This is a genomic window from Pseudoalteromonas sp. OF7H-1 (assembly GCF_022347825.1).
GTDB classification, from domain to species: domain Bacteria; phylum Pseudomonadota; class Gammaproteobacteria; order Enterobacterales; family Alteromonadaceae; genus Pseudoalteromonas; species Pseudoalteromonas maricaloris.
On the sequence record NZ_JAKRFX010000009.1, the window covers coordinates 128697 to 149512 of the forward strand.

The window sequence follows — 20816 nt, forward strand, 5'->3', positions numbered from 1 at the left end:
GCTAATACCTAATCAGGTAATTACTCAGCTTCAACGAAGTCGTCGTTTTCTGCTTGAGCAACGATGTTGCTTTCACGACCTTCTGTGATAGCAGTCGCTACTGCACCAGTGTATAGCTGGATTGCACGGATAGCGTCGTCGTTACCTGGGATGATGAAATCAACACCATCTGGGTTTGAGTTAGTATCAACAACAGATACTACTGGGATACCTAGGTTGTTAGCTTCACGGATAGCGATGTGCTCGTGGTCAGCGTCGATAACGAAGATAGCGTCAGGAAGACCGCCCATATCTTTGATACCGCCAAGGCCTTTTTCAAGCTTTTGCATTTCACGAGTAAGCATTAGCGCTTCTTTCTTAGTAAGCTTCTCGAAAGTACCGTCTTGGCTTTGAGTCTCAAGCTCTTTAAGACGCTTGATTGATTGACGAACTGTTTTCCAGTTAGTCAACATACCACCTAACCAACGGTGATTTACGTAGAACTGCTCACTTTGGATAGCCGCTTCTTTAACTGCTTCGCTTGCAGCGCGCTTAGTACCTACGAAAAGGATTTTGCCTTTGTTAGATGCTACGTTCTGTAAGAACTTAAGTGCATCGTTGAACATAGGAACAGTTTTTTCTAGGTTGATGATATGAACGCGGTTACGTGCACCGAAGATGAACGGCTTCATCTTAGGGTTCCAGTAACGTGCTTGGTGACCGAAGTGAACACCAGCTTGAAGCATATCGCGCATTGAAACGTTTGCCATTGTATATTTCCTCTAAAAGTTAGGGTTAGGCCTCCACATATCCCATAGCACCAACACGAAGTTTTTATAACTGCATGCACCCAAGTGTATGTGTCGATATGTGTGTGTGTTAATATTAATAAGTGTGTTGTCTTAACTACAAACATTCAATCTTATCGTGTGAGGAAGAATTATTTGTAAAAAGACGGCGCGCTTTATACCATATATAAAGAATTAACTCAATCTTATGCGTAAAATTTGTGCATAATAAATGTTCATCTAAATTGACTTGGAGTCTAAATGAGTGCTGTGATCAAAACCCCTGAAGAAATCGAAAAAATGCGTGTTGCCGGGCGTTTAGCCGCGGAAGTACTGGAAATGATCGAGCCGTATGTTAAGCCAGGGGTGACCACCGACGAATTAAACACCATTTGTCACAACTACATTGTTGATGAGCAAGGTGCTGTTCCTGCACCGCTAAATTATCACGGCTTTCCGAAGTCTATTTGTACCTCAGTTAACCACGTTATCTGTCACGGTATCCCAAACGATAAACCGCTAAAAGAGGGCGACATTATCAATATCGACATCACTGTGATCAAAGATGGGTATCATGGTGATACGTCAAAAATGTTTTACGTCGGGACACCAACTATCCAAGGTAAGCGCTTAAGCGAAATCACGCAAGAAAGTCTATACCTTGCGATCAAAATGGTAAAACCGGGCGTACGTTTGGGTGATATTGGCGCTGCAATTCAAAAGTATGCAGAAGGATTTAACTACTCTATCGTGCGTGAATATTGTGGTCACGGCATTGGTAAAGAATTCCATGAAGAGCCACAAGTAATGCACTACGGCAAACCGGGCACTGGCGAAGTGCTTAAAGCTGGTATGTGTTTGACTATCGAGCCTATGGTTAACGCGGGTAAGCGCCAATGTAAGCTACTAAAAGATGAGTGGACTGTCGTTACCAAAGACCGTAGTCTTTCGGCTCAGTGGGAACACACGCTGCTTGTCACAGATAATGGCGTTGAGATCTTAACGCTACGCAATGACGAAACGATAGACCGCGTTATTACGCATTCAGCTTAATTGCAAAAAGCATTTATCAAAGCCAGCCAGATTGCTGGCTTTTTATTGCGCAACTCACGCTACAGCGGTTACAACCCCTTTGTGTTTAGATATCAGTTACACGCAATGCTAGTTGCCCAATCCTTGACCCTTCACCTCCCCGTCACTCGCAATTCTTATTTATTTAGTGTAAAACAGGACTCTACTGTTTTTGCGCGCATGACACAGGATCCTAAGTGGCATTACCGAACAAAGTGAAGACGCTTCTTGACGAAGCACAAGAACTTACCGATTACCGTGATTGTCTTGCTTTTTTCTACAAATGGTTAAGCAATCAATTTGCCAAGCAACCCGTTAGAAATCTAATTAACTCTCGAGCCGAATTTATCGACCGATTGTTGATTAAACTGTTTAATGAAACCGGACTGGCGCACCAACCAGACTTGTCGTTAATCGCCATTGGTGGTTATGGCCGTGGTGAGTTACACCCGTTCTCTGATATCGATTTTTTGGTGCTAACCAAATCCGTTCCCTGTGAAGAAGTGACCAGCTGTTTAGAGCGTTTTGTCACTTATTTATGGGATTTAGGTCTAGATATTGGTCATAGCGTAAGAACCCATGAACAAGTCCTAGAACAAAAACAAAATGACGTTCACTTTGCCACAAGCCTGCTGGAAAGCCGCCTCATTTGTGGTAACCATATTGAGTATGAACACCTCAAACGGCATATCGTTGAAACCCCAATTTGGCAATCTAGTGACTTTTTTATCGCCAAGGTCAATGAGCAGAATATTCGCCATAAAAAATGCCATGGTACCGCCTATAACCTTGAGCCTAATATTAAAGAAAACCCCGGTGGCCTGCGCGACCTGCAAACCATTTTTTGGGTCGCTAAAAAGCACTTCCGCGCTGAAACTTTGGAAGAGTTAATCAATCACGGTTATTTGACCCATGAAGAATATCAAGAGCTGTTAGAGTGCATCGAAAACCTGTGGAACATTCGCTTTGCGCTACATTTGGCCGCGGGTCGCAGTGAGAACCGCTTACTGTTTGACCATCAACCACATGCCGCAGAGCTCCTCGGTTTTGGCTCTGAAGGTAAAGCCTCGGTCGAGCGTATGATGAAACGCTTATTTAGGATCATGAGCCGAGTGCGCGAAATGAACCAGATGCTGCTCTCCTATTTCGAACAAAGTATTCTTCCCGAGCAGTTAGAACAAGAAGCCGTGCCACTCGACAGAAACTTTGAGCGTATTGGCAATAAAATTCGCGTTAAGAATCCCTCTGTCTTTTTCCGTCGAGAGAATTTGTTTGTCCTCTTTGAACATATTGCAGACAACCCTAAAATCAATCAGATCGACCCAAGTACCATACGTACTATGCGCCAAGTCAGACGCCGTTTATTAGGCGATCTGCAAGATTACGCAGGCTGTCGTGACGCTTTTCTAAGGTTATTGAAACACCCTAATGGCATGGGGCGAGCGTTTACTCTGATGCATAAACACGGGATCATCGCCGCCTATTTACCGCAGTGGCGTAATATTTTTGGTCAAATGCAGTTCGATCTGTTTCACGCCTACACGGTAGATGAGCATACCCATAAGCTCATCAATAACATCTACCGCTATTTCGATAAAGAGCATATTAGTGAATTCCCGATTTGTTCTGAGATTGTTGCCCGCATGGACAAACCAGAGCTACTCTACTTAGCAGGGATCTTTCACGATATTGCCAAAGGCCGAGGTGGCGACCATTCCGAGCTTGGTGCCGTTGACGCCATGGCATTTACCAAAATGCACGGCTTTACCGCTTCCGACGCTAAATTAGTAGCTTGGCTGGTGCAAAATCACCTCCTGATGTCTGTTACAGCCCAGCGTAAAGATATTAACGACCCCGATGTTATTGCTGAATTTGCACAAAAAGTGAAAAACGAACGTCAGCTAGATTATCTCTATTGCTTAACGGTTGCCGACATTCGTGCCACCAACGACAACCTTTGGAACGACTGGAAAAATACCCTCTTACGCGAGCTGTATCTGCATACTCAGCGGGCATTGCGCTTGGGTCTTGAAAACCCAATGGATATGCGCGATCAGATCCGTGATAAGAAACGCCAAGCCAAGCAACGGCTGATTAATTTGGGCTACTTCGAAGAGTACATTGACCTTATTTGGTCACGCTTTAAGGCCAATTATTTTACTGCCTTTAGTGAACAGCAGATCTCTTGGCATACTGAACACTTATTACAGTCTGATGATTTAAGTCAGCCAAGCGTGATCGTCTCTGACAAGCCCATGCATGGCGGAACACAAGTATTCGTATACAGTCCTTATGAATCTGCGTTATTCGCCAAACTGGTCAGTGTAATTGGTTCTAAAAAAGCACAGATCCAGCATGCTCAAGTCATGACCACTAAAGATGGCTATGTTGTCTTTAGTTTTGTTATCCTAGAAGTGAATGGCGACCCACTCAGCACCGGCCGTGCAGCAGGGATCAGAAAAGGCTTGGAAACTTTACTAAAAGATCCAAAAAGAAAGATCCGGGTTAAGAAAAACCGCTCACAAAAGTTTAAAGACTTTAATATCAAACCGAAAATTATACTGCGCCCGCACGCACGCGACGATCGCAGCCTAATTGAAATTCAGGCCATTGATATTCCGGGGTTACTGACTAAAATTGCTGAGGTATTTCAGGCCTATTCACTACATATTCATGCCGCGCGCATTACAACCGTCGGCGAACGCGCAGAAGACTTTTTCGTCGTCTCAAACAAAGATTACAAGGCTCTAGATGAAGTACAAAAAGCAGAGCTTCATCGCGCCCTACTCAAAAAATTAAATGCTGAAACAGATTAACGAGGAATTTATGTCTGATTTAAAAACGACTATTGAAACCGCGTGGGAAAACCGCGATACCATTACTCCAACCACGGTATCAGACGAAGTAAAACAAGCGATTGTCAACGCTTTGGAAATGCTAGATTCAGGTGCAGCGCGTGTTGCTGAAAAAATTAGTGGTGAGTGGGTCGTACATCAATGGTTGAAAAAGGCGGTACTCCTATCTTTTAGAATTCGTGACAACCAACCAATGAGCGATGGCGTTAACCAGTTTTACGACAAAGTACCATTAAAATTCTCAGACTATACGCCAGAGCAGTTCCAACAAGGTGGTATGCGCGTAGTACCAAACGCGGTAGCGCGTCAAGGCAGTTTTGTCGGTAAGAACGTGGTACTTATGCCGTCTTACGTTAATATTGGTGCATATGTTGATGAAGGCACTATGGTAGACACTTGGGCAACCGTAGGCTCGTGTGCACAGATAGGTAAAAATGTACACCTATCTGGCGGTGTGGGCATTGGTGGCGTATTAGAGCCATTACAAGCCAATCCAACGATTATTGAAGATAACTGTTTCATCGGCGCACGTTCTGAGATCGTCGAAGGTGTGATTGTTGAAGAGGGCGCGGTTATCTCCATGGGTGTCTATATTTCACAAAGTACTCGTATTTACGACCGTGAAACAGGCGAAACCCATTATGGTCGCGTACCAGCCGGTGCGGTGGTAGTACCAGGATCGCTACCAAGCAAAGATGGCTCTCATAGCCTATACGCAGCAATTATTGTGAAAAAGGTAGATCAGCAAACCCGCGAAAAAGTTGGGATCAATGCACTACTTCGCTCACTAGACGACTAAATATCACGATAGTTTCACAAAGGGAGCTTTCTGCTCCCTTTTTCATCTATTACCAGCGGTAGTCCAGTGACACTAGAATGTTTCTTGGTCTTCCAGGAAAGTACCTTTCACCACTAAATGAAGTGTAATCGGCACGTTCAGCATAATGTTCGTCGGTTAGATTTTTCACTCTCACTGTCAACGCCAAATGCGGATTTACCTGCCACTTTCCTCGTAAACTCAGTAAATCGTGACCGGAATAACGATGAAGATTTTCGGGGTCAGTAAAATACTCTCCTACATGATGCCAAGCTAAAGACCAACTTAGGTTATCCAGTGCTTGCCAGTGTAATTGGGCGTTAATGACGTTCCTTGGTGCTGAATCTAGATCGTTGCCGTTAATATTGATGCCACCAAGAATATTATCTTGTTCATAGGTATGCTTAGCACGCGTTGCGGCGAGATCTAGTTGCCAATGTGCTGAAAATGAATAACTCAGCTCCAACTCCACACCTCGGTGTCTTGAGCGACCATCATTGATATAGAAAAAGTCACTATCTCGGAAGATCAAATTTTCTTTTTCCATGTCATAAATCGCGACCTGATAGCCAAGACTATCTGCACTCCCTTTTAGGCCAAGCTCGATATTGTCCGCCTTTTCTTCCTCTAGCGATGCTTTTACCTGCGCTCGCTGCAATTGGTAAAGCTCAGCAGCTTGTGGTGCGCGATAGCCTTTGGACACGTTAGCATAGGCAATATGCCGCTCAGTGAACGCATAGCTTAGGCCAAATTTTGGTGAAAAATAAGCAAAGCTATCTTTGCCACTGGCTGGGCGACTATAACGGCATCCTCCCATTGCACACACCGAACCATTTTCCTTGGTGCGCCCAGTAGGCAAAAAGTTGCGATAATCGTATTTCATTGACTCAAAACGAGCGCCCAGTTCAACGAACCAGTTACCTTGTTGCCAACTGAGATTTGCAAAAGGCGCGAGTTGCCTTGCATCTACCTCATAGTCGTAGTGTTTTCCTGTGGGAATAGTCGAGCGTAAAAATGCAGAGCCTTCAGTCGGCGTAGGCTGATACTGCAACATCTCGCCTTGGGTATATTCCGCATCCATTCCCCAATCTAGTTGTATTGAGTCACTTAATTCAGTGTGTATAAGCGTTTGCAGCCCCACACCAGTTTGACCATTTTCTTCAAACGGCTTACCCGGCAAGAAATGCTTAACAAATTCCATCTCTTGCCAGCGTACATAAGGTTTTATCAGTACGGTGTTGCTATCATCAACGTGCCCGGTTATCTCTGTCCAAGCTCTAAATGACTCCGCCTTTCTAAATGCTTCAGGGTTTTCGTTTTGCTTTGCCAATTGCTTATTTTTATAGCTATCCACTCCTGTTATATAACCCGCAGTTTGCTGATCTAAGTGGGTGTATGTTATTCCAGATACGACACCAATCTTCTCACCTTCATATTGGTGTTTGACGTTCAACTTTTGTTGCTCAACGCTTTCATCGTCACGATAACCCGAATCTTTTGTAAGGGTTAACGCTGCGCCCAAGCCAAGGGCTTTATCACCAGCTTGTATCCGAGTTCGGCTATAACCATAGGAGCCGATATCTAATGCTACCCTAGGTGTCTTTTGAATGCGGTTTGAAGTAATCACATTAACCACTCCATGCACCGCATTAGAGCCATACAATACGCTGTTTGGCCCTTTTAGCACTTCTATACGCTCAGCCGCTTCAAAGTGCGATTCAAAGAGTTCATTAATATTACAAAAGCCAGCGGCTCTGAGTGCAATACCATCTTCAGCCATTAAAATGCCGCCACATGCGCCTGCACCAGAGAGCACTTGTGAGCGTAATGCAGGTAGATACTCTTGACCATTACCATGTTGTATATTTGCGCCAGCAACAAGCCTCAACGCCTTTTCGATATGTGTGACGCCTACGTCATCTAATTGAGCTTCTGTGAGCAAAGAGAGGCTCACAGGGCGCTCTCCTGCCGTCTCAGCCAATCTGGATGCCGTAGTAGTGATGATTTCAAATTCGTTGTTCTCTGTCGCTTTGCTAAGTTGTGGTGTAACGGCACAACTTGCAAAGACCAACACCATTTTTTTCATTTTGATACCAATTGTATTAACTCGATTACAAGGCAAAAAGAAAGGGCTACACAGCCCTTTCGTTTTCTTTACCACTAAGCGTTATGCTTGTCTTGCCTCTAACATCAAACGCTTCATATCTCGCACTGCTTTTTCCAGTCCATCAATTGCCGCTCGAGCAACAATGGCATGACCAATGTTCAGTTCGTAGATTTCTGGCATTTGTGCAATCGGTTTAACATTATGGTAATGCAAACCATGGCCGGCGTTGACGATAAGGCCTAGGCCATGAGCATACTTAACGCCTTCACGAATGCGTTCAAGCTCCGCGGTTATTTCGGTGTCGTTCTCAGCATCAGCATAAGCACCGGTGTGGATCTCAATGTAAGGCGCACCGGTTTGCTTTGCAGCATCTAGCTGCTTTTTATCCGCATCGATGAACAAGCTTACTTTGATACCCGCATCAGCTAGACGCTGAGTTGCTGCTGTGATCCTATCTAGATTACCCGCAACATCTAAGCCACCTTCCGTGGTTAATTCTTCGCGCTTTTCTGGCACTAGGCAAACATATTCAGGTTTTACTTCGCAAGCGATGTCGAGCATTTCGTCAGTTACTGCGATTTCTAGATTCATACGTGTTTGGATGGTTTTTGCCATCACGTAAACATCGCGATCTTGAATATGGCGACGATCTTCACGTAGGTGAATAGTAATACCGTCGGCACCTGCGTGCTCAGCTACTGCAGCTGCATGTGCAGGATCTGGATAGCTGGTGCCTCGCGCCTGACGAAGCGTTGCAATATGGTCTACGTTGACGCCGAGTAAAATATCTTTCATCGTTTATCCCTTGATAATATGACGTAGCAAGTGGATTACCCACTTATTACCGCGATACCGATTTATACTTTTGATTAAATTGGTATTATTTCTTTGAAATAAATAGCTCTCTACTTTTCAGCCCTTGCTTACCAACCAGCGGTGCCATTAATTTTCGTGTTAATAGCTTAGCCGCCCTTCTCACGGCAAGGTCTTGGAAATCTTGATTGGCAATGGCCAATAACATACTGCCCGGTATCGTATCAGGTTCACGACCGACTGCAATAAAACCGTACTCAGATACGTACTTATACGCGGCTTTTGGCCGCACTGGATTACCTTCTGCGTCAAACTCCAGTTCCACCCCGAAACCCAGCTCACCTAACAATTGCAATTCAAAGCTGCGTAAGATAGGTTCCACATCTTCATCTTGGGCCAAACGTATTAAATGTAGCTGATAGAGCGAAAAGATCTGCTCTAGCGGTTCGTTGGTTGGCACCACGCGTTGTGTTAGCTCATTGAGATACAAGCCGCAATATAACTGCCGCCCAACGAGTTGGATTTGATTGTCTGTGGGTTCAAAACGATTTACGTATTTAAAATCGTATCTGCCTGCATATTGCAGTAAAAGTAATGAAAATGGCCGCAACTGGGCATTATGTTTGAGGGATTGCTTGCCCTTTACTCGGGCAAGCATTTTGAGTTGTCCAACGCCTTCGACCAGCACGTCAAGCAGTACCTGAGAATCGCTGTAAGGTCTGCGATGTAACAGATAGGCCTGTCGAAAGTCGCTATCCAATCAGTCTTCTCCGTACCCTAAGCTACGAAGAGCGCGTTCGTCGTCTGCCCAGCCAGATTTCACTTTAACCCAGCATTCGAGATAGACTTTATTGTCTAGCATGTTTTCAAGATCTTTACGCGCTTCGCGACCGATCACTTTGAGCTTTTCGCCTTTGTTGCCGATCACCATGCGTTTTTGCGATTCGCGCTCAACAAGGATCAATGCGTTTATCTGCCAAACACCGTTGTCTTGCCACTTAAACTGTTCGATCTCAACCGTCACCGAGTACGGTAGCTCATCGCCCATAAAGCGCATCAGTTTTTCACGCACGATCTCTGCCGCCATAAAACGCATTGAGCGATCGGTAACGTAATCTTCAGGGAAATAGAATTCACACGCAGGTAAACGCTTGTGCACTTCTTCTCTGATCATATCAACGTTCTTACCTTGCTTCGCAGAGATAGGTACGATCCCGATAAAATCACCCTGTTCACTCAACCACTGAATATGTGGCATCAACAAGTCTTTATCTTTTACCTGATCAGTTTTATTCATCACCACCAAGATAGGACGACCGCTGTCTTTAACTTTAGTCAGTACCATTTCGTCATCAGGCGTCCAATGCGTCCCTTCTACGACAAAAATAACCAGTTCAACATCGCCGATTGAGCTTGACGCTGCTCGGTTCATTAAGCGGTTAATTGCACGCTTTTCTTCAATATGAAGTCCTGGCGTATCAACATACACCGCCTGATAGTTACCCTCTGTATGGATCCCCATAATGCGGTGACGAGTGGTTTGTGGCTTACGCGAGGTAATACTTACCTTTTGCTCAACCAATTTATTTAATAGTGTCGATTTACCTACGTTAGGTCTACCGACAATGGCAATCATGCCGCAATGTGTATCAAGCGTCATTCTTTAATATCTTAAGCGCTTTTTCGGCAGCTTTTTGCTCAGCTTTACGTCGCGAGCTGCCTACTGAAATTATACTTTCCATCCCTTCCACTATACATTCGACCGTGAATGTTTGGTTGTGAGCTTGCCCTTTGGTATCTATTACAGTGTAGCCCGGTAAGGGTAATTTTCGAGCTTGTAGATACTCTTGCAGCAGCGTCTTCGGGTCTTTTTGGTTATGACCAGGTGAAATCGCAGTTAAGCGCGATTCGTACCAACTTAGTACCAAATCTCTACACACATCGATGTCAGAGTCTAAGAAAACGGCACCAATAATGGCTTCTACTGCATCTGCGAGCGTTGACTCACGGCGAAACCCGCCGCTCTTCAGCTCACCTGGACCTAGGCGCAGATAATCACCCAGCGCGAATTCCACACCGAATTCCGCCAGCGTTTGACCACGCACTAACGTTGAACGCATGCGGCTTAAATCACCTTCACGCGCTTTTGGAAACTTGTGATACAAAGCATTTGCAATCACAAAGCTTAAAATAGAGTCGCCCAAAAATTCGAGACGCTCGTTGTGCTGGCCTTTGTGACTGCGATGCGTCAAAGCCTGCTCAAGCAGCGCCTTATCAGAGAAGTTGTACCCTATTTTATTATAAAGTTCTTCTACGTTTCTTTTCATTTTTACTGAATACTACCTAGGCGTTCAAAACGAACACCAGTTGGAACCCACCCTGGCAAAATGCTGTCTGGGCCATTATCAAAATCAAAACTTAACCAAATAAATACCGCTCTTCCAACCAAGTTTTCATCAGGTACAAAACCCCACATACGACTATCTTGGCTGTTATTACGGTTATCACCCATCGCAAAATAACTTCCCTCTGGTACTACCCACTCATCGCGGCGAGTACCTGGTTGTTGATAGTAGCGATCTGTTAACTCTAACACTTCAGGATTAATTAAAATATCATGTTCTACGTTTGGCAAATGCTCGGTTAAACGCACTAACTGCATTGGGCCTTGCGTAAACTCATCACGATTTACAATATCTACATCAATCTTGTTATATTCACCACATGTCAACCCGTTAGCTTCGCTCTGCCCGTCTTCACACTTAGGTTTAATGTAAAGCTGACGATTGCGATAAACAATATGGTCGCCCGGTAAACCAACAATACGTTTGATGAAATCAATACGCTCGTCTAGCGGAAACTTGAACACCGCAATATCACCGCGCTCAGGTGTACCCGTCTCAACGATTTTGCTACGCCACACAGGGTCTTTAATCCCGTAAGCATATTTTTCCACAAGAATAAAATCGCCATCCAATAAGGTTGGCATCATTGAGCCTGATGGAATTTGAAACGGTTCAAAAATAAACGAACGGAAAATCGTGATCGCGGCAATCATAGGAAAAATTGATTTCGCGTTTTCAACAATGGCAGGTTCAGGTGCGATTTCCGCAATGATGTCGGCATCCAACTGAGTGTCAGACGCACCTTGCGCAATAGCAAGCCTAGCTTGTCTTTTTGGTGCATACACCAAATGATCGATCAACCAAATAAGGCCTGAACCGACCGTGAGTAGCACCAATAAAATTGAAAAATAACCTGCCATTTGTATTTCCTGTTACTTACCTACTTTCAATATTGCTAAGAATGCGTCTTGTGGCACTTCAACGTTACCAAGTTGCTTCATACGCTTCTTACCTTCTTTTTGCTTTTGCAGTAGCTTTTTCTTACGGCTCACGTCACCACCATAACATTTTGCGATTACGTTTTTACGTAACTGCTTAACTGTACTACGCGCAATGACGTGATTACCAATTGCAGCTTGAATAGCAATATCAAACATTTGGCGAGGGATCAATTCTCTCAGCGCTTCAGCTAACTGACGGCCACGCGTTTGTGAACCATCGCGGTGAACAATTATTGCAAGCGCATCAACGCGGTCGCCATTGATCAGAATATCCACACGCACCATGTCTGATGCTTCAAAACGCTTGAAGTTGTAATCTAGTGATGCAAAACCACGGCTGGTAGACTTCAACTTATCAAAGAAGTCCATGACCACTTCCGACATCGGCAGTTCATAGGTTACCGCAACTTGCTTACCGTGATAGTTCATCTTGGTCTGCATACCACGCTTTTCAACACACAGCGTGATCACGTTTCCTAAATATTCTTGCGGAACGAGAATATTTGCTTCAACGATTGGTTCACGAATTTCAATAATGTCGTTTACTGGCGGTAAATCAGACGGATTATCGATTCTCACCACACCGTGCTTAGTTTCTACTTCATAGATTACCGTCGGAGCTGTGGTAATAAGATCCATGTCGTATTCACGTTCAAGGCGCTCTTGGATGATTTCCATATGGAGCATACCAAGGAAGCCACAACGGAAACCAAAGCCTAGTGCTGTCGAGTTTTCAGGCTCGAAGAATAGCGATGCATCGTTTAGGCTTAGTTTGTTCAGTGCATCGCGGAAATTTTCGTAATCATCTGATGCAATAGGGAACATTCCCGCGTATACCTGAGGTTTTACCTTCTGGAAACCAGGTAAACGTTCAGCCGCAGAATCACGAGCCAAGGTAATGGTATCACCAACTGGTGCACCATGGATGTCTTTGATACCTGCGATAACAAAACCTACTTCACCCGTTTTCAACACCCCAGTATTGGTCTGCTTAGGTGTAAAGATACCAACCTTATCTACTTGGTGAGCCTGCTCTGTAGACATGATCTTGATCTTTTCGCCCGCTCTTAATTCACCGTTTTTAATGCGCACCAATGACACTACGCCTTGGTACGGGTCAAACCATGAATCGATAATCAGTGCCTGTAGTGGCGCATTTGGCTCACCTTCTGGTGGCGGAATATCACGTACGATCACTTCGAGCACTTCATCAATGCCGATCCCCGTTTTCGCACTACAACGAACCGCTTCTAATGCTTCAATACCAACGATATCTTCAATTTCTTCGGCAACGCGAAGTGGATCAGCCTGTGGTAAGTCAATTTTGTTTAGTACCGGAATAACTTCCAAGTCCATCTCAAGCGCGGTGTAACAGTTCGCTAGTGTTTGTGCTTCTACACCTTGACCCGCGTCAACAACCAATAACGCACCTTCACAAGCGGCAAGAGAGCGCGAAACTTCATAAGTGAAGTCAACGTGTCCCGGTGTATCGATAAAGTTTAGCTGGTAGGTTTCACCATCTTTTGCTTGATAGTTAAGCGTTACACTCTGTGCTTTGATGGTAATACCGCGCTCACGTTCGATGTCCATCGAATCCAGTACCTGCTGCTGCATTTCGCGGTCTGTTAAACCTCCACAAACTTGGATTAAGCGGTCTGATAGCGTCGATTTTCCATGGTCAATGTGGGCAATAATAGAAAAGTTACGGATATGCTTCATATACTGGATTCAATACTTCTGTTAGTCACAAATAGAGATTAAGGCCTCGATTTTACATTTTATTTAGTACAATCACCATCTATTTGCGTTATTGGTAGGCTAATTGGGTAAATTTTTATCACTTTTACCTGATGTTTGAGTTTATCCCCTTGGACTCTGGCGAAAAATAAACCGAGTGCTGCACTCGTAAATGCAATAAGTATCTGCAAGGGTTCATTGAGACCAAGTACGAGGGCTGCGATAAACATGCCAGCAAAAGCAAAAAGCAATGGCATCATGTAAACATAAAACGCATGTTTCACTACATTAGAGTCGTCTAATGCCAACTTAATTTTTTGGCCAATTTCGACAGATTCCGTCAAATCTACAGGGAATTGTTTTTTGTGGGTGCCAAAGAGTTTGGCAAATACTTGGGAGCCGCATTTGCCGTTACAGCCTTCACAAGCGGGTTTTGGCTGCGCTTCTAAGTAGACAGTTGCGCCTTTTATGGCGGCAACTGTCAGAGTTTGTTCTATCATAAAGGTCTTTTCACAGACTCAGCGATTGCTTTTGCGGTCATTGCTGGAATATTTCCAACTACGGATACGTCAAACGCACCTGTATTGTGTACGTACACCGTTGTCGCACCTGACGAAAGCGCTCCACTTGGGCGCTGGCCCGGTAAAGGACGTTGTACAAATACCGAAATATCAACAAGGCCGTCGGAAAACAAGTAGTAGTCTGCCAGCTCATTGTTTAAATCTAACTTATGTCTGTCAGATTTTAGCAGCTCAAAGCCCTGAGGTAACCAACCAATTTGCCAATTGTTTTTTGTGCCATTCTCAAGTGTCTTCAACAACCCAGATACGGCTTCAGGAAACTGTTTTTGTGAAAGTTCTAACAATTGCTCGGCCGGAGTTTCAGTCACGCTGATATGGGTAAGCTGAAGCTGCTCTAACAACTCGCCTTGTTGGTTTACGTAAGCGGATTTTAGCAACAGAGATGACTCGGTATCTATCCACAACCAATAGTTGTATTTAGCGTCGTCCTTTGCTTCTAACCTGACAAGCTGAGCAGGTCTGTCAACGATCCGGCCTTTACCACCTAAGACAAAATCATAGCTCTCTTTGAGGCTGTCGATATTTTTGAACAAAACTTCGGGAATAGGACCTGCTATCGAATCTGTTTGGATGGTGTAAGGCTCAGACTTTGGTTCAAAATAAGTCACTTTGTCACCAATGCGGATCATTTCAAGTCCTGCACCATTGAGCAAACTTAAAAGCTCAAATTCAGTCCCATCTTGGTTACCATGAAGCCAACGGTAAGGCTCCATAGATTTTCCTTTCACCACGACAAACGATGCATCAAAGTTTCTATGATGCACCGCTTCGGCCATGTCTTTTAGCAGTTGTTTGGCTGATACGCTTTCATTTGCCCACAGCCAACTAGAGAAAAATACACTTACTACAACTAACAGTGCTCTCATTTATTGCTCTTTTTCCTCTTGCTTTTCAACGGTATTGTTTTCACCAGATTGCTGCAGCGCATACGCCATACGTGACTGTCTTTGGTGCTCTAGCACCAATGCACCAATACGTTGCTGCTGTAACTCTCTAATGCCTTTAGCCGCTGATTCAAGCGCAGGCTCAGTTGATAAGCTCACAGGAGAAACGCCTCCAGCAAAAGGAGTAGATTGCAACTGTAACGTATCGCCCGCAGGTAAAGTCGCGTCAGTGCTTAGCGTATTGACCCCAAGCACAGCAAACAATGACACACTTGCCGCGATAGCCACTTGTGCAAACGGCTTACGCCATGCACTTAGCTCAATCACATTGCTCTTCGGCGTCGTTTCTTTCACTTGCTCAACGACCGGCTCACTATACGTTTGCTCTTGTTCAAGTGCCGCTGCAAAGCTGCTGGTGATATCAATGCAAGGTGTGTCTTGCTTTTGACTACGCATTACATCACCAATCAAGGCATACCGAGCAAACTTTTGTTCGTCTAAACGAACATCAGTTTCAGCGTTGAGTGACAGATCACCGTCAAAAATTTGCGATGTCGTTAAATCTTCTGTCACTTGTTTTTCAGCTTGTGCCATATTAAGACTCACCTATTAATGGGTTCAAATTGTTATCTATCGCTTCCCTTGCGCGAAAAATTCTCGAACGAACTGTACCTACCGGACAATCCATAATGACAGCTATTTCCTCGTAGCTCATGCCTTCGATTTCACGCAAAGTAATTGCGGTTTTTAAGTCATCAGGCAAGCGCTCGATAGTTTTGAAAATCACTGCTTTCACTTCGTCGCTTAACAATAGATTTTCCGGTGAAGCGTTCGATCTTAATTGGTCTGCACCATCATAAAACTCGGCTTCTTCCGCATCTACGTCGTTTGCTGGCGGCTTTCGACCAAGCGCCACCAAATAATTTTTTGAACAGTTAACCGCGATTCTATACAACCAAGTATAAAATGCGCTCTCGCCCCTAAAGTTAGGCAACGCTCGATAAGCTTTAATGAACGTTTCCTGTGCCACATCTGCCACATCGCCTTGATTCGCTACATAACGAGAAATCAGCGCTGCGACTTTATTTTGATACTTGGCAACTAACAGGTTGAATGCGTTTTTATCTCCCTGTTGAACGCGTTTAACTATATCTAGATCTAAATCCTGCTCGCTCATTCGAGCCGGTACTCCTCTTTTTGCTTTTCTAAATCGTATCTAGTTGCCATCATTCACAGCTACTCTGACTTAGTACTGAATAAAAAGTTCTGTTTTTTTGTATTTTTTTTTAAAATAAACGAATTCATCCATCTTTGCGTACTAGTTCTTGGCTGCTTTTTAGCATTATTCCATTAGCAGTCACACAAAATGTTCTAAATGATTCTCATTAAACGGAACAAACTCTCTGCCTTCTATGATAGCAGATGTGGTATAAATAGCAGAATTAAACGCAAAAACAGTAAAGATCTTCGAATATGAAAAATACGACTCACCACAATACTGATGTAGTCATTATTGGTAGTGGCGCTGCTGGACTCTCTCTTGCGCTCTCTTTGGCAAACCACTGTAATGTTACCGTGATAAGCAAAGGGGCGTTAAAAGAAGGCTCTACACTTTATGCTCAAGGTGGCATTGCCGCAGTATTCGATAAGAAAAATGACAGTATTGAATCTCATGTCGAAGACACGCTTGCGGCAGGCGCTGGTTTATGTGACCGCGATGCGGTGCACTATACCGCCTCAAATGCAAAGAATTGCTTGAAGTGGCTGATTGAACAAGGCGTGCCATTTGATATGGAAGTGGATAGCAAAGGGAAAGAGCGCTTTCATTTAACCCGCGAAGGTGGACATTCACATCGTCGTATATTGCACGCAGCTGATGCAACGGGTAAAGCCGTTCAAACCACATTGATTAGCCAAGTGCAGTTACACCCAAAAATTAATATACTTGAGCAATACAACGCCATCGATCTCATTAAAGATAAACATGGCGACTCAAGCGATATCAAAGGCGTTTACGTCTATAATCGCAAAGCGGATAGAGTTGAGAGCATCTCGGCTAAGTTTGTCGCCTTAGCAACGGGTGGCGCAAGTAAAGTTTACTTGTATACCTCAAATCCAGATGTTTCTTCGGGTGACGGCATCGCAATGGCGTGGCGTGCGGGTTGTCGTGTGGCCAACATGGAGTTTAACCAATTTCATCCAACTAGCTTATACCACCCTGAGCTACAAAACTTTTTAATAACCGAAGCCATGCGTGGTGAAGGCGCGCTGCTTAAACGTCCTGACGGCACACGCTTTATGCCTGACTTTGATGAGCGCGAAGAACTCGCCCCTCGCGATGTAGTCGCCCGTGCCATTGACTATGAGATGAAACGATTGGGCGCAAATTGCGTCTATCTGGATATCTCACATAAAGACAAAGAGTTCATCATTGAGCACTTCCCTACGATTTATGCTAAGTGCCTAAGTGTTGGTTTAGATATCACCAAAGAGCCAATCCCCGTAGTGCCAGCGGCGCATTATACCTGCGGTGGTGTTATGACTGACTTTAACGGTCGTACTGACATCGACAATTTATATGCAATCGGCGAAGTGGCTTACACAGGTCTACATGGCGCAAACCGCATGGCGAGTAACTCGTTATTAGAATGCATTGTGTTTGCCCACGCTGCCGCAAAAGATATTTTAGCTAAAATCGATAATTGTCCTGAGCCATCTAAGTTACCAGATTGGGATGAAAGCCGTGTCAGCGACTCGGACGAAGAGGTAGTGATCACCCACAACTGGCACGAACTTAGATTGTTTATGTGGGATTATGTTGGCATTGTTCGCTCAACTAAACGGTTAGAACGTGCGCTACGCCGCGTTGAATTATTGCAGCAAGAGATCCACGATTATTACGCCAACTTTAGAGTGAGTAACAACCTGCTTGAATTACGTAACTTAGTACAAGTAGCTGAACTGATTATTCGCAGCGCGTTAGAACGTAAAGAAAGTCGTGGACTGCACTATACCATTGACTTCCCAGACATGGCTGAAAACTCGACACCGACCGTTTTGTCACCGACAAAATAATAATATTTGCATGTAGAGCATGTGCTGATTTTTATCGCCATGCTCTGGTCGCTGTTTCTAATTGGCTTGCAGCGCAGTGCGGCAAAGTAAACGCCAGTCCGCTTCAGGTATTGCCTGTCGAGTCAAAAATATCTGCTGCTTAGCTTGGTTCGCATCCATGATTTTTAGCGCTATTTGACTATCAAACCATATGGTCGCACCAATAAGCTGCCCTTTGAAATTTATCGTTTGCGACTGTATTTCAATGAAGTTTTCCTTCGGGAGCATGAGTACAGTACCCGCCTTTGGTGTATGAGATAGAACAGTTTGCCAACTGCAATAACCCGTCACGGCAAATACGATTGCGACTAACCACCACAGCGCAGGAAACAGCAGAAAAAGGATAAAAGTGAGGCAAGAAAAAAGAACCACAAAGAAGGTGTGGTTCTGAAGATTGTGTTGAAAGTCGATTCTATACGCGGATCCGATCAAGGATTAACTTAACCATGCGTTTTAGCTCTGGATCTGGACATTCTTCATGACCCATAAACCAAGCGAATAAATCTGGATCCTCACAGGTAACTAGACGCTGAAACACGTACTTACCTTCGTCGGATAGCGCGTCATAAGCCTGCTCAACAAACGGCTCTAAAATAACGTCCAGCTCTAACATGCCACGACGGCAAGCCCATTTAACTCGAGCTTTAGGCAGTAACTCAACCATAAACTGATTAACCCCTCATAAACTATTGAGAAAATTATACCCACTGTGCAGGACATATGCCATAAAACTTATAGAAATGGCACATTGAAATCGTCCGTCCCTATCTCCACTTATGATTTTACGGTAACATTACGAAAACACTTTAATAGGGATCAACATTATGTCAATTGCTCGTGCTTATGCGCTTCCGTTCAAGGTTATTCGCATTTCAGGACAAGATAAACTTAGCTATTTGCACGGTCAGGTTACTCAAGACATTAACCTTATCAAAGAAGATAATTTTATGTGGTCTGGGCATTGTAGCCCTAAAGGCAAACTTTGGTCTGTGTCGCGCTTAACTCGCTATCAAGACGACTACTTAATGCTTGCAGGTGTAGCCGAAGCTGAAGCATCACTTCGTGAGCTAAAAAAGTACGGCGTTTTTGCCAAAGTCGACATTGATTTTGCTGACTGCGAAGTCTTTGGCTTAATGACTCAGGACAGTAAAGCGCTTGCTACTGCCTTTGACGTTGAGCTTTCGTCTGACGCAAGTGCTGTGGATGTTGCCAACGGCAAGCTGCTAAAACTCGCAGACGAGCGCTTTGTTTTCATCGCGTTCGAAGGCGCAAGTTTACCCACGGACGTGGAACAACAAAGCAATCCAGCACCGTTTATTGCGGCCAGCATTTTAGCAGGAGAGCCAAGCCTTGATGCCGATCACGTGGACGAATTTGTACCACAAATGGTTAACCTTCAAGCCCTTAACGGGATCAGCTTTAAGAAAGGTTGCTATACTGGTCAAGAAACCGTAGCTCGTATGCGCTATCTTGGTAAAAACAAACGTGCCATGTACATAGTGACAGGAAAAGCTGCAGAGCGCATCGAAGAGGCAGACATTGAACTGCAGATTGAAGACAACTGGCGTCGTGGTGGCAAGGTTATTCAACAAACCTTTGATGCTAGCAGCGGCCGTTATTATGCGCTAGCTGTGATGCCAAATGACACACCACAAGACGCGGTGCTAAGAGCAAAAAATTCACCAGAGGTGAGTCTTACTATTCAACCTCTACCTTATTCTTTAGAAGACAACTAACGGGATCTTATATGATTATTGGCCCTAACTCGGTAGTGACAATCCACTACTCAGTTCAAGACAAAGACAACAACACGATTGATAGCACATTTGATGATGAGCCTGTAATAGCGATGCTTGGCTCAGGCTATCTGATCCCAGGTCTTGATGATGCCCTTCAAGGCAAACAAGCTGGTGACACTTTCAGTGTGACCATAGAGCCACAAGAAGGCTATGGTGAACGCTTTGACGAACTGACTCAGGCGGTTCCCAAATCAATGTTTGAAGACATGGAAATCGAAGTGGGTATGCAATTTAGAGCTACCACTGATGAAGGCGACCAAATCGTTGTGATTATTGGTATCGAAGACGAAGAAGTCATTGTTGACGCGAACCACCCACTTTCTGGGATCACACTGAATTTTGACGTTGAAGTGCTTGAAGTACGTGAAGCTACAGCTGAAGAAGTTGCCCACGGCCATGTTCATGGCGAAGGCGGTTGTGGTCACGACCACTAAGATAAGTCGAGTTACTAATAGAAAGCGCTGATCATTCAGCGCTTTTTTCTTGTTTAAGTTTACTTTCCATTGCCGTAACCAAGTTGGCTTGGTCATTAGTACCTAAGCGATATTTCGTGCCATCCTTCATCACCACTTCGAGCGCCTTGAATCCGGCAACTGTGTATACCCAACCGTCTGTACTGATCCGCATGCCAATGCCATGACGTAGAGAATTAGTCACAGGCTGAACATAATCAATATCTTCAAACTTTAAGGTCATTTTGGCGACCGATGGTCCAAACCACCAGCTTAACGTTTGTTGCTCTTGGTTCACTTGAATGGTTAAGCCGTAAAAAATAAACGCAACAAGCGCGAGGATCACCAAAAAGCCGACAAAGGCAAGATTGCTACCAGTTAGGAAAATTGCCAATATGGTAAAACTGGCGATAAAGGCTAGAAACAGCCATATAACCCATGCAAACTGTGTATTTTTATACATCGATAATCTT

At 44.4% G+C, this 20816-nt stretch carries 21 protein-coding genes; 6 read left to right on the forward strand and 15 right to left on the reverse strand.

The features are described 5' to 3' along the window. Positions 1–20: 20 nt before the first annotated feature. On the reverse strand, positions 21–749 hold the full coding sequence (gene rpsB, locus MHN30_RS13025; RefSeq protein WP_010371318.1) for a 30S ribosomal protein S2: 729 nt from the start codon (positions 747–749) through the stop codon (positions 21–23). 279 nt (positions 750–1028) lie between these two features. Between rpsB and map the strand changes: the two genes are divergently transcribed. The 3 genes from map (at position 1029) to dapD (ending at position 5492) form a co-directional block, all read left to right on the forward strand. Beyond that, positions 1029–1820 carry a type I methionyl aminopeptidase gene (gene map, locus MHN30_RS13030; RefSeq protein WP_039497131.1) on the forward strand — a complete coding sequence of 264 codons (792 nt, stop codon included), beginning with the start codon at positions 1029–1031 and terminating at the stop codon, positions 1818–1820. Between the two features lie 215 nt (positions 1821–2035). Continuing rightward, complete coding sequence (gene glnD, locus MHN30_RS13035; protein WP_130163785.1) at positions 2036–4654, forward strand: [protein-PII] uridylyltransferase; 2619 nt, start codon at positions 2036–2038, stop codon at positions 4652–4654. A 10-nt stretch (positions 4655–4664) separates the two neighbouring features. Next, on the forward strand, positions 4665–5492 hold the full coding sequence (gene dapD, locus MHN30_RS13040; RefSeq protein ID WP_039497128.1) for a 2,3,4,5-tetrahydropyridine-2,6-dicarboxylate N-succinyltransferase: 828 nt from the start codon (positions 4665–4667) through the stop codon (positions 5490–5492). A 49-nt stretch (positions 5493–5541) separates the two neighbouring features. On the opposite strand, the gene MHN30_RS13045 is transcribed toward dapD, so the two are convergent. The 11 genes from MHN30_RS13045 to rpoE form a co-directional block, all read right to left on the reverse strand. Further along, positions 5542–7596, reverse strand: coding sequence for a TonB-dependent receptor (locus MHN30_RS13045; protein ID WP_239359919.1), 2055 nt, complete (start codon positions 7594–7596; stop codon positions 5542–5544). An 81-nt stretch (positions 7597–7677) separates the two neighbouring features. Continuing rightward, positions 7678–8412, reverse strand: coding sequence for a pyridoxine 5'-phosphate synthase (gene pdxJ / locus MHN30_RS13050; RefSeq protein ID WP_130163783.1), 735 nt, complete (start codon positions 8410–8412; stop codon positions 7678–7680). Between the two features lie 85 nt (positions 8413–8497). Further along, positions 8498–9190 carry a DNA repair protein RecO gene (gene recO / locus MHN30_RS13055; RefSeq protein ID WP_239359921.1) on the reverse strand — a complete coding sequence of 231 codons (693 nt, stop codon included), beginning with the start codon at positions 9188–9190 and terminating at the stop codon, positions 8498–8500. Further along, complete coding sequence (gene era, locus MHN30_RS13060) at positions 9191–10090, reverse strand: GTPase Era (protein WP_045989845.1); 900 nt, start codon at positions 10088–10090, stop codon at positions 9191–9193. It abuts the gene before it with no gap. Then, entirely contained in the window at positions 10080–10757 is a 678-nt protein-coding gene (rnc, locus tag MHN30_RS13065) for a ribonuclease III (RefSeq protein WP_010371291.1), read from the reverse strand. The genes era and rnc overlap by 11 nt, the downstream gene beginning before the upstream one ends. 2 nt (positions 10758–10759) lie before the next feature. After that, positions 10760–11695 carry a signal peptidase I gene (lepB, locus tag MHN30_RS13070; protein WP_010371286.1) on the reverse strand — a complete coding sequence of 312 codons (936 nt, stop codon included), beginning with the start codon at positions 11693–11695 and terminating at the stop codon, positions 10760–10762. Between the two features lie 12 nt (positions 11696–11707). Further along, positions 11708–13495 (reverse strand): translation elongation factor 4, encoded by a 1788-nt coding sequence (gene lepA / locus MHN30_RS13075; protein WP_239359923.1) that lies wholly within the window; start codon positions 13493–13495, stop codon positions 11708–11710. A gap of 59 nt (positions 13496–13554) precedes the next feature. Beyond that, positions 13555–14013 carry a SoxR reducing system RseC family protein gene (locus MHN30_RS13080; RefSeq protein WP_010606761.1) on the reverse strand — a complete coding sequence of 153 codons (459 nt, stop codon included), beginning with the start codon at positions 14011–14013 and terminating at the stop codon, positions 13555–13557. Further along, positions 14010–14960, reverse strand: coding sequence for a MucB/RseB C-terminal domain-containing protein (locus tag MHN30_RS13085; protein WP_010371273.1), 951 nt, complete (start codon positions 14958–14960; stop codon positions 14010–14012). Before MHN30_RS13085 ends, MHN30_RS13080 begins: the two co-directional genes overlap by 4 nt. Beyond that, the gene (locus MHN30_RS13090) at positions 14961–15572 is read right to left on the reverse strand and encodes an RseA family anti-sigma factor (RefSeq protein ID WP_239359925.1); all 612 of its coding nucleotides are present in this window, start codon (positions 15570–15572) and stop codon (positions 14961–14963) included. Position 15573: 1 nt separating this feature from the next. Then, positions 15574–16155 carry an RNA polymerase sigma factor RpoE gene (rpoE, locus tag MHN30_RS13095; protein WP_010371267.1) on the reverse strand — a complete coding sequence of 194 codons (582 nt, stop codon included), beginning with the start codon at positions 16153–16155 and terminating at the stop codon, positions 15574–15576. Between the two features lie 296 nt (positions 16156–16451). Here rpoE and nadB point away from each other — a divergent pair, with 296 nt between their 5' ends. After that, positions 16452–18053: an L-aspartate oxidase gene (gene nadB, locus MHN30_RS13100; RefSeq protein WP_222240926.1), complete on the forward strand. Its 1602-nt coding sequence runs from the start codon at positions 16452–16454 to the stop codon at positions 18051–18053. A 57-nt stretch (positions 18054–18110) separates the two neighbouring features. Here nadB and MHN30_RS23905 read toward each other — a convergent pair whose 3' ends face one another. Both MHN30_RS23905 and MHN30_RS13110 read right to left on the reverse strand, forming a co-directional pair. Further along, positions 18111–18464, reverse strand: a complete 354-nt coding sequence (locus tag MHN30_RS23905; RefSeq protein ID WP_338139156.1) for a protein YgfX — start codon at positions 18462–18464, stop codon at positions 18111–18113. Positions 18465–18504: 40 nt separating this feature from the next. Further along, positions 18505–18756 carry a succinate dehydrogenase assembly factor 2 gene (locus MHN30_RS13110; protein ID WP_010371260.1) on the reverse strand — a complete coding sequence of 84 codons (252 nt, stop codon included), beginning with the start codon at positions 18754–18756 and terminating at the stop codon, positions 18505–18507. A gap of 160 nt (positions 18757–18916) precedes the next feature. Here MHN30_RS13110 and ygfZ point away from each other — a divergent pair, with 160 nt between their 5' ends. Together ygfZ and MHN30_RS13120 are read left to right on the forward strand one after the other, a co-directional pair. Continuing rightward, positions 18917–19828: a tRNA-modifying protein YgfZ gene (gene ygfZ, locus MHN30_RS13115; RefSeq protein ID WP_130163781.1), complete on the forward strand. Its 912-nt coding sequence runs from the start codon at positions 18917–18919 to the stop codon at positions 19826–19828. Positions 19829–19839: 11 nt separating this feature from the next. Next, positions 19840–20325, forward strand: a complete 486-nt coding sequence (locus MHN30_RS13120) for a peptidylprolyl isomerase (RefSeq protein WP_010371256.1) — start codon at positions 19840–19842, stop codon at positions 20323–20325. 31 nt (positions 20326–20356) lie between these two features. Here the strand turns inward: MHN30_RS13120 and MHN30_RS13125 are convergent, their stop codons facing one another. Continuing rightward, entirely contained in the window at positions 20357–20806 is a 450-nt protein-coding gene (locus MHN30_RS13125) for a hypothetical protein (protein WP_130163780.1), read from the reverse strand. Positions 20807–20816 lie beyond the last annotated feature (10 nt).

Excerpts from the sequence above, each read along its gene's own strand:
- rpsB (WP_010371318.1), bottom strand. The coding sequence starts at position 749 with ATGGCAAACGTTTCAATGCGCGATATGCTTCAAGCTGGTGTTCACTTC.
- map (WP_039497131.1), top strand. The coding sequence starts at position 1,029 with ATGAGTGCTGTGATCAAAACCCCTGAAGAAATCGAAAAAATGCGTGTT.
- dapD (WP_039497128.1), top strand. The coding sequence starts at position 4,665 with ATGTCTGATTTAAAAACGACTATTGAAACCGCGTGGGAAAACCGCGAT.
- MHN30_RS13045 (WP_239359919.1), bottom strand. The coding sequence starts at position 7,596 with ATGAAAAAAATGGTGTTGGTCTTTGCAAGTTGTGCCGTTACACCACAA.
- pdxJ (WP_130163783.1), bottom strand. The coding sequence starts at position 8,412 with ATGAAAGATATTTTACTCGGCGTCAACGTAGACCATATTGCAACGCTT.
- era (WP_045989845.1), bottom strand. The coding sequence starts at position 10,090 with ATGACGCTTGATACACATTGCGGCATGATTGCCATTGTCGGTAGACCT.
- rnc (WP_010371291.1), bottom strand. The coding sequence starts at position 10,757 with ATGAAAAGAAACGTAGAAGAACTTTATAATAAAATAGGGTACAACTTC.
- lepB (WP_010371286.1), bottom strand. The coding sequence starts at position 11,695 with ATGGCAGGTTATTTTTCAATTTTATTGGTGCTACTCACGGTCGGTTCA.
- lepA (WP_239359923.1), bottom strand. The coding sequence starts at position 13,495 with ATGAAGCATATCCGTAACTTTTCTATTATTGCCCACATTGACCATGGA.
- MHN30_RS13080 (WP_010606761.1), bottom strand. The coding sequence starts at position 14,013 with ATGATAGAACAAACTCTGACAGTTGCCGCCATAAAAGGCGCAACTGTC.
- MHN30_RS13085 (WP_010371273.1), bottom strand. The coding sequence starts at position 14,960 with ATGAGAGCACTGTTAGTTGTAGTAAGTGTATTTTTCTCTAGTTGGCTG.
- MHN30_RS13090 (WP_239359925.1), bottom strand. The coding sequence starts at position 15,572 with ATGGCACAAGCTGAAAAACAAGTGACAGAAGATTTAACGACATCGCAA.
- rpoE (WP_010371267.1), bottom strand. The coding sequence starts at position 16,155 with ATGAGCGAGCAGGATTTAGATCTAGATATAGTTAAACGCGTTCAACAG.
- nadB (WP_222240926.1), top strand. The coding sequence starts at position 16,452 with ATGAAAAATACGACTCACCACAATACTGATGTAGTCATTATTGGTAGT.
- MHN30_RS13110 (WP_010371260.1), bottom strand. The coding sequence starts at position 18,756 with ATGGTTGAGTTACTGCCTAAAGCTCGAGTTAAATGGGCTTGCCGTCGT.
- ygfZ (WP_130163781.1), top strand. The coding sequence starts at position 18,917 with ATGTCAATTGCTCGTGCTTATGCGCTTCCGTTCAAGGTTATTCGCATT.
- MHN30_RS13120 (WP_010371256.1), top strand. The coding sequence starts at position 19,840 with ATGATTATTGGCCCTAACTCGGTAGTGACAATCCACTACTCAGTTCAA.
- MHN30_RS13125 (WP_130163780.1), bottom strand. The coding sequence starts at position 20,806 with ATGTATAAAAATACACAGTTTGCATGGGTTATATGGCTGTTTCTAGCC.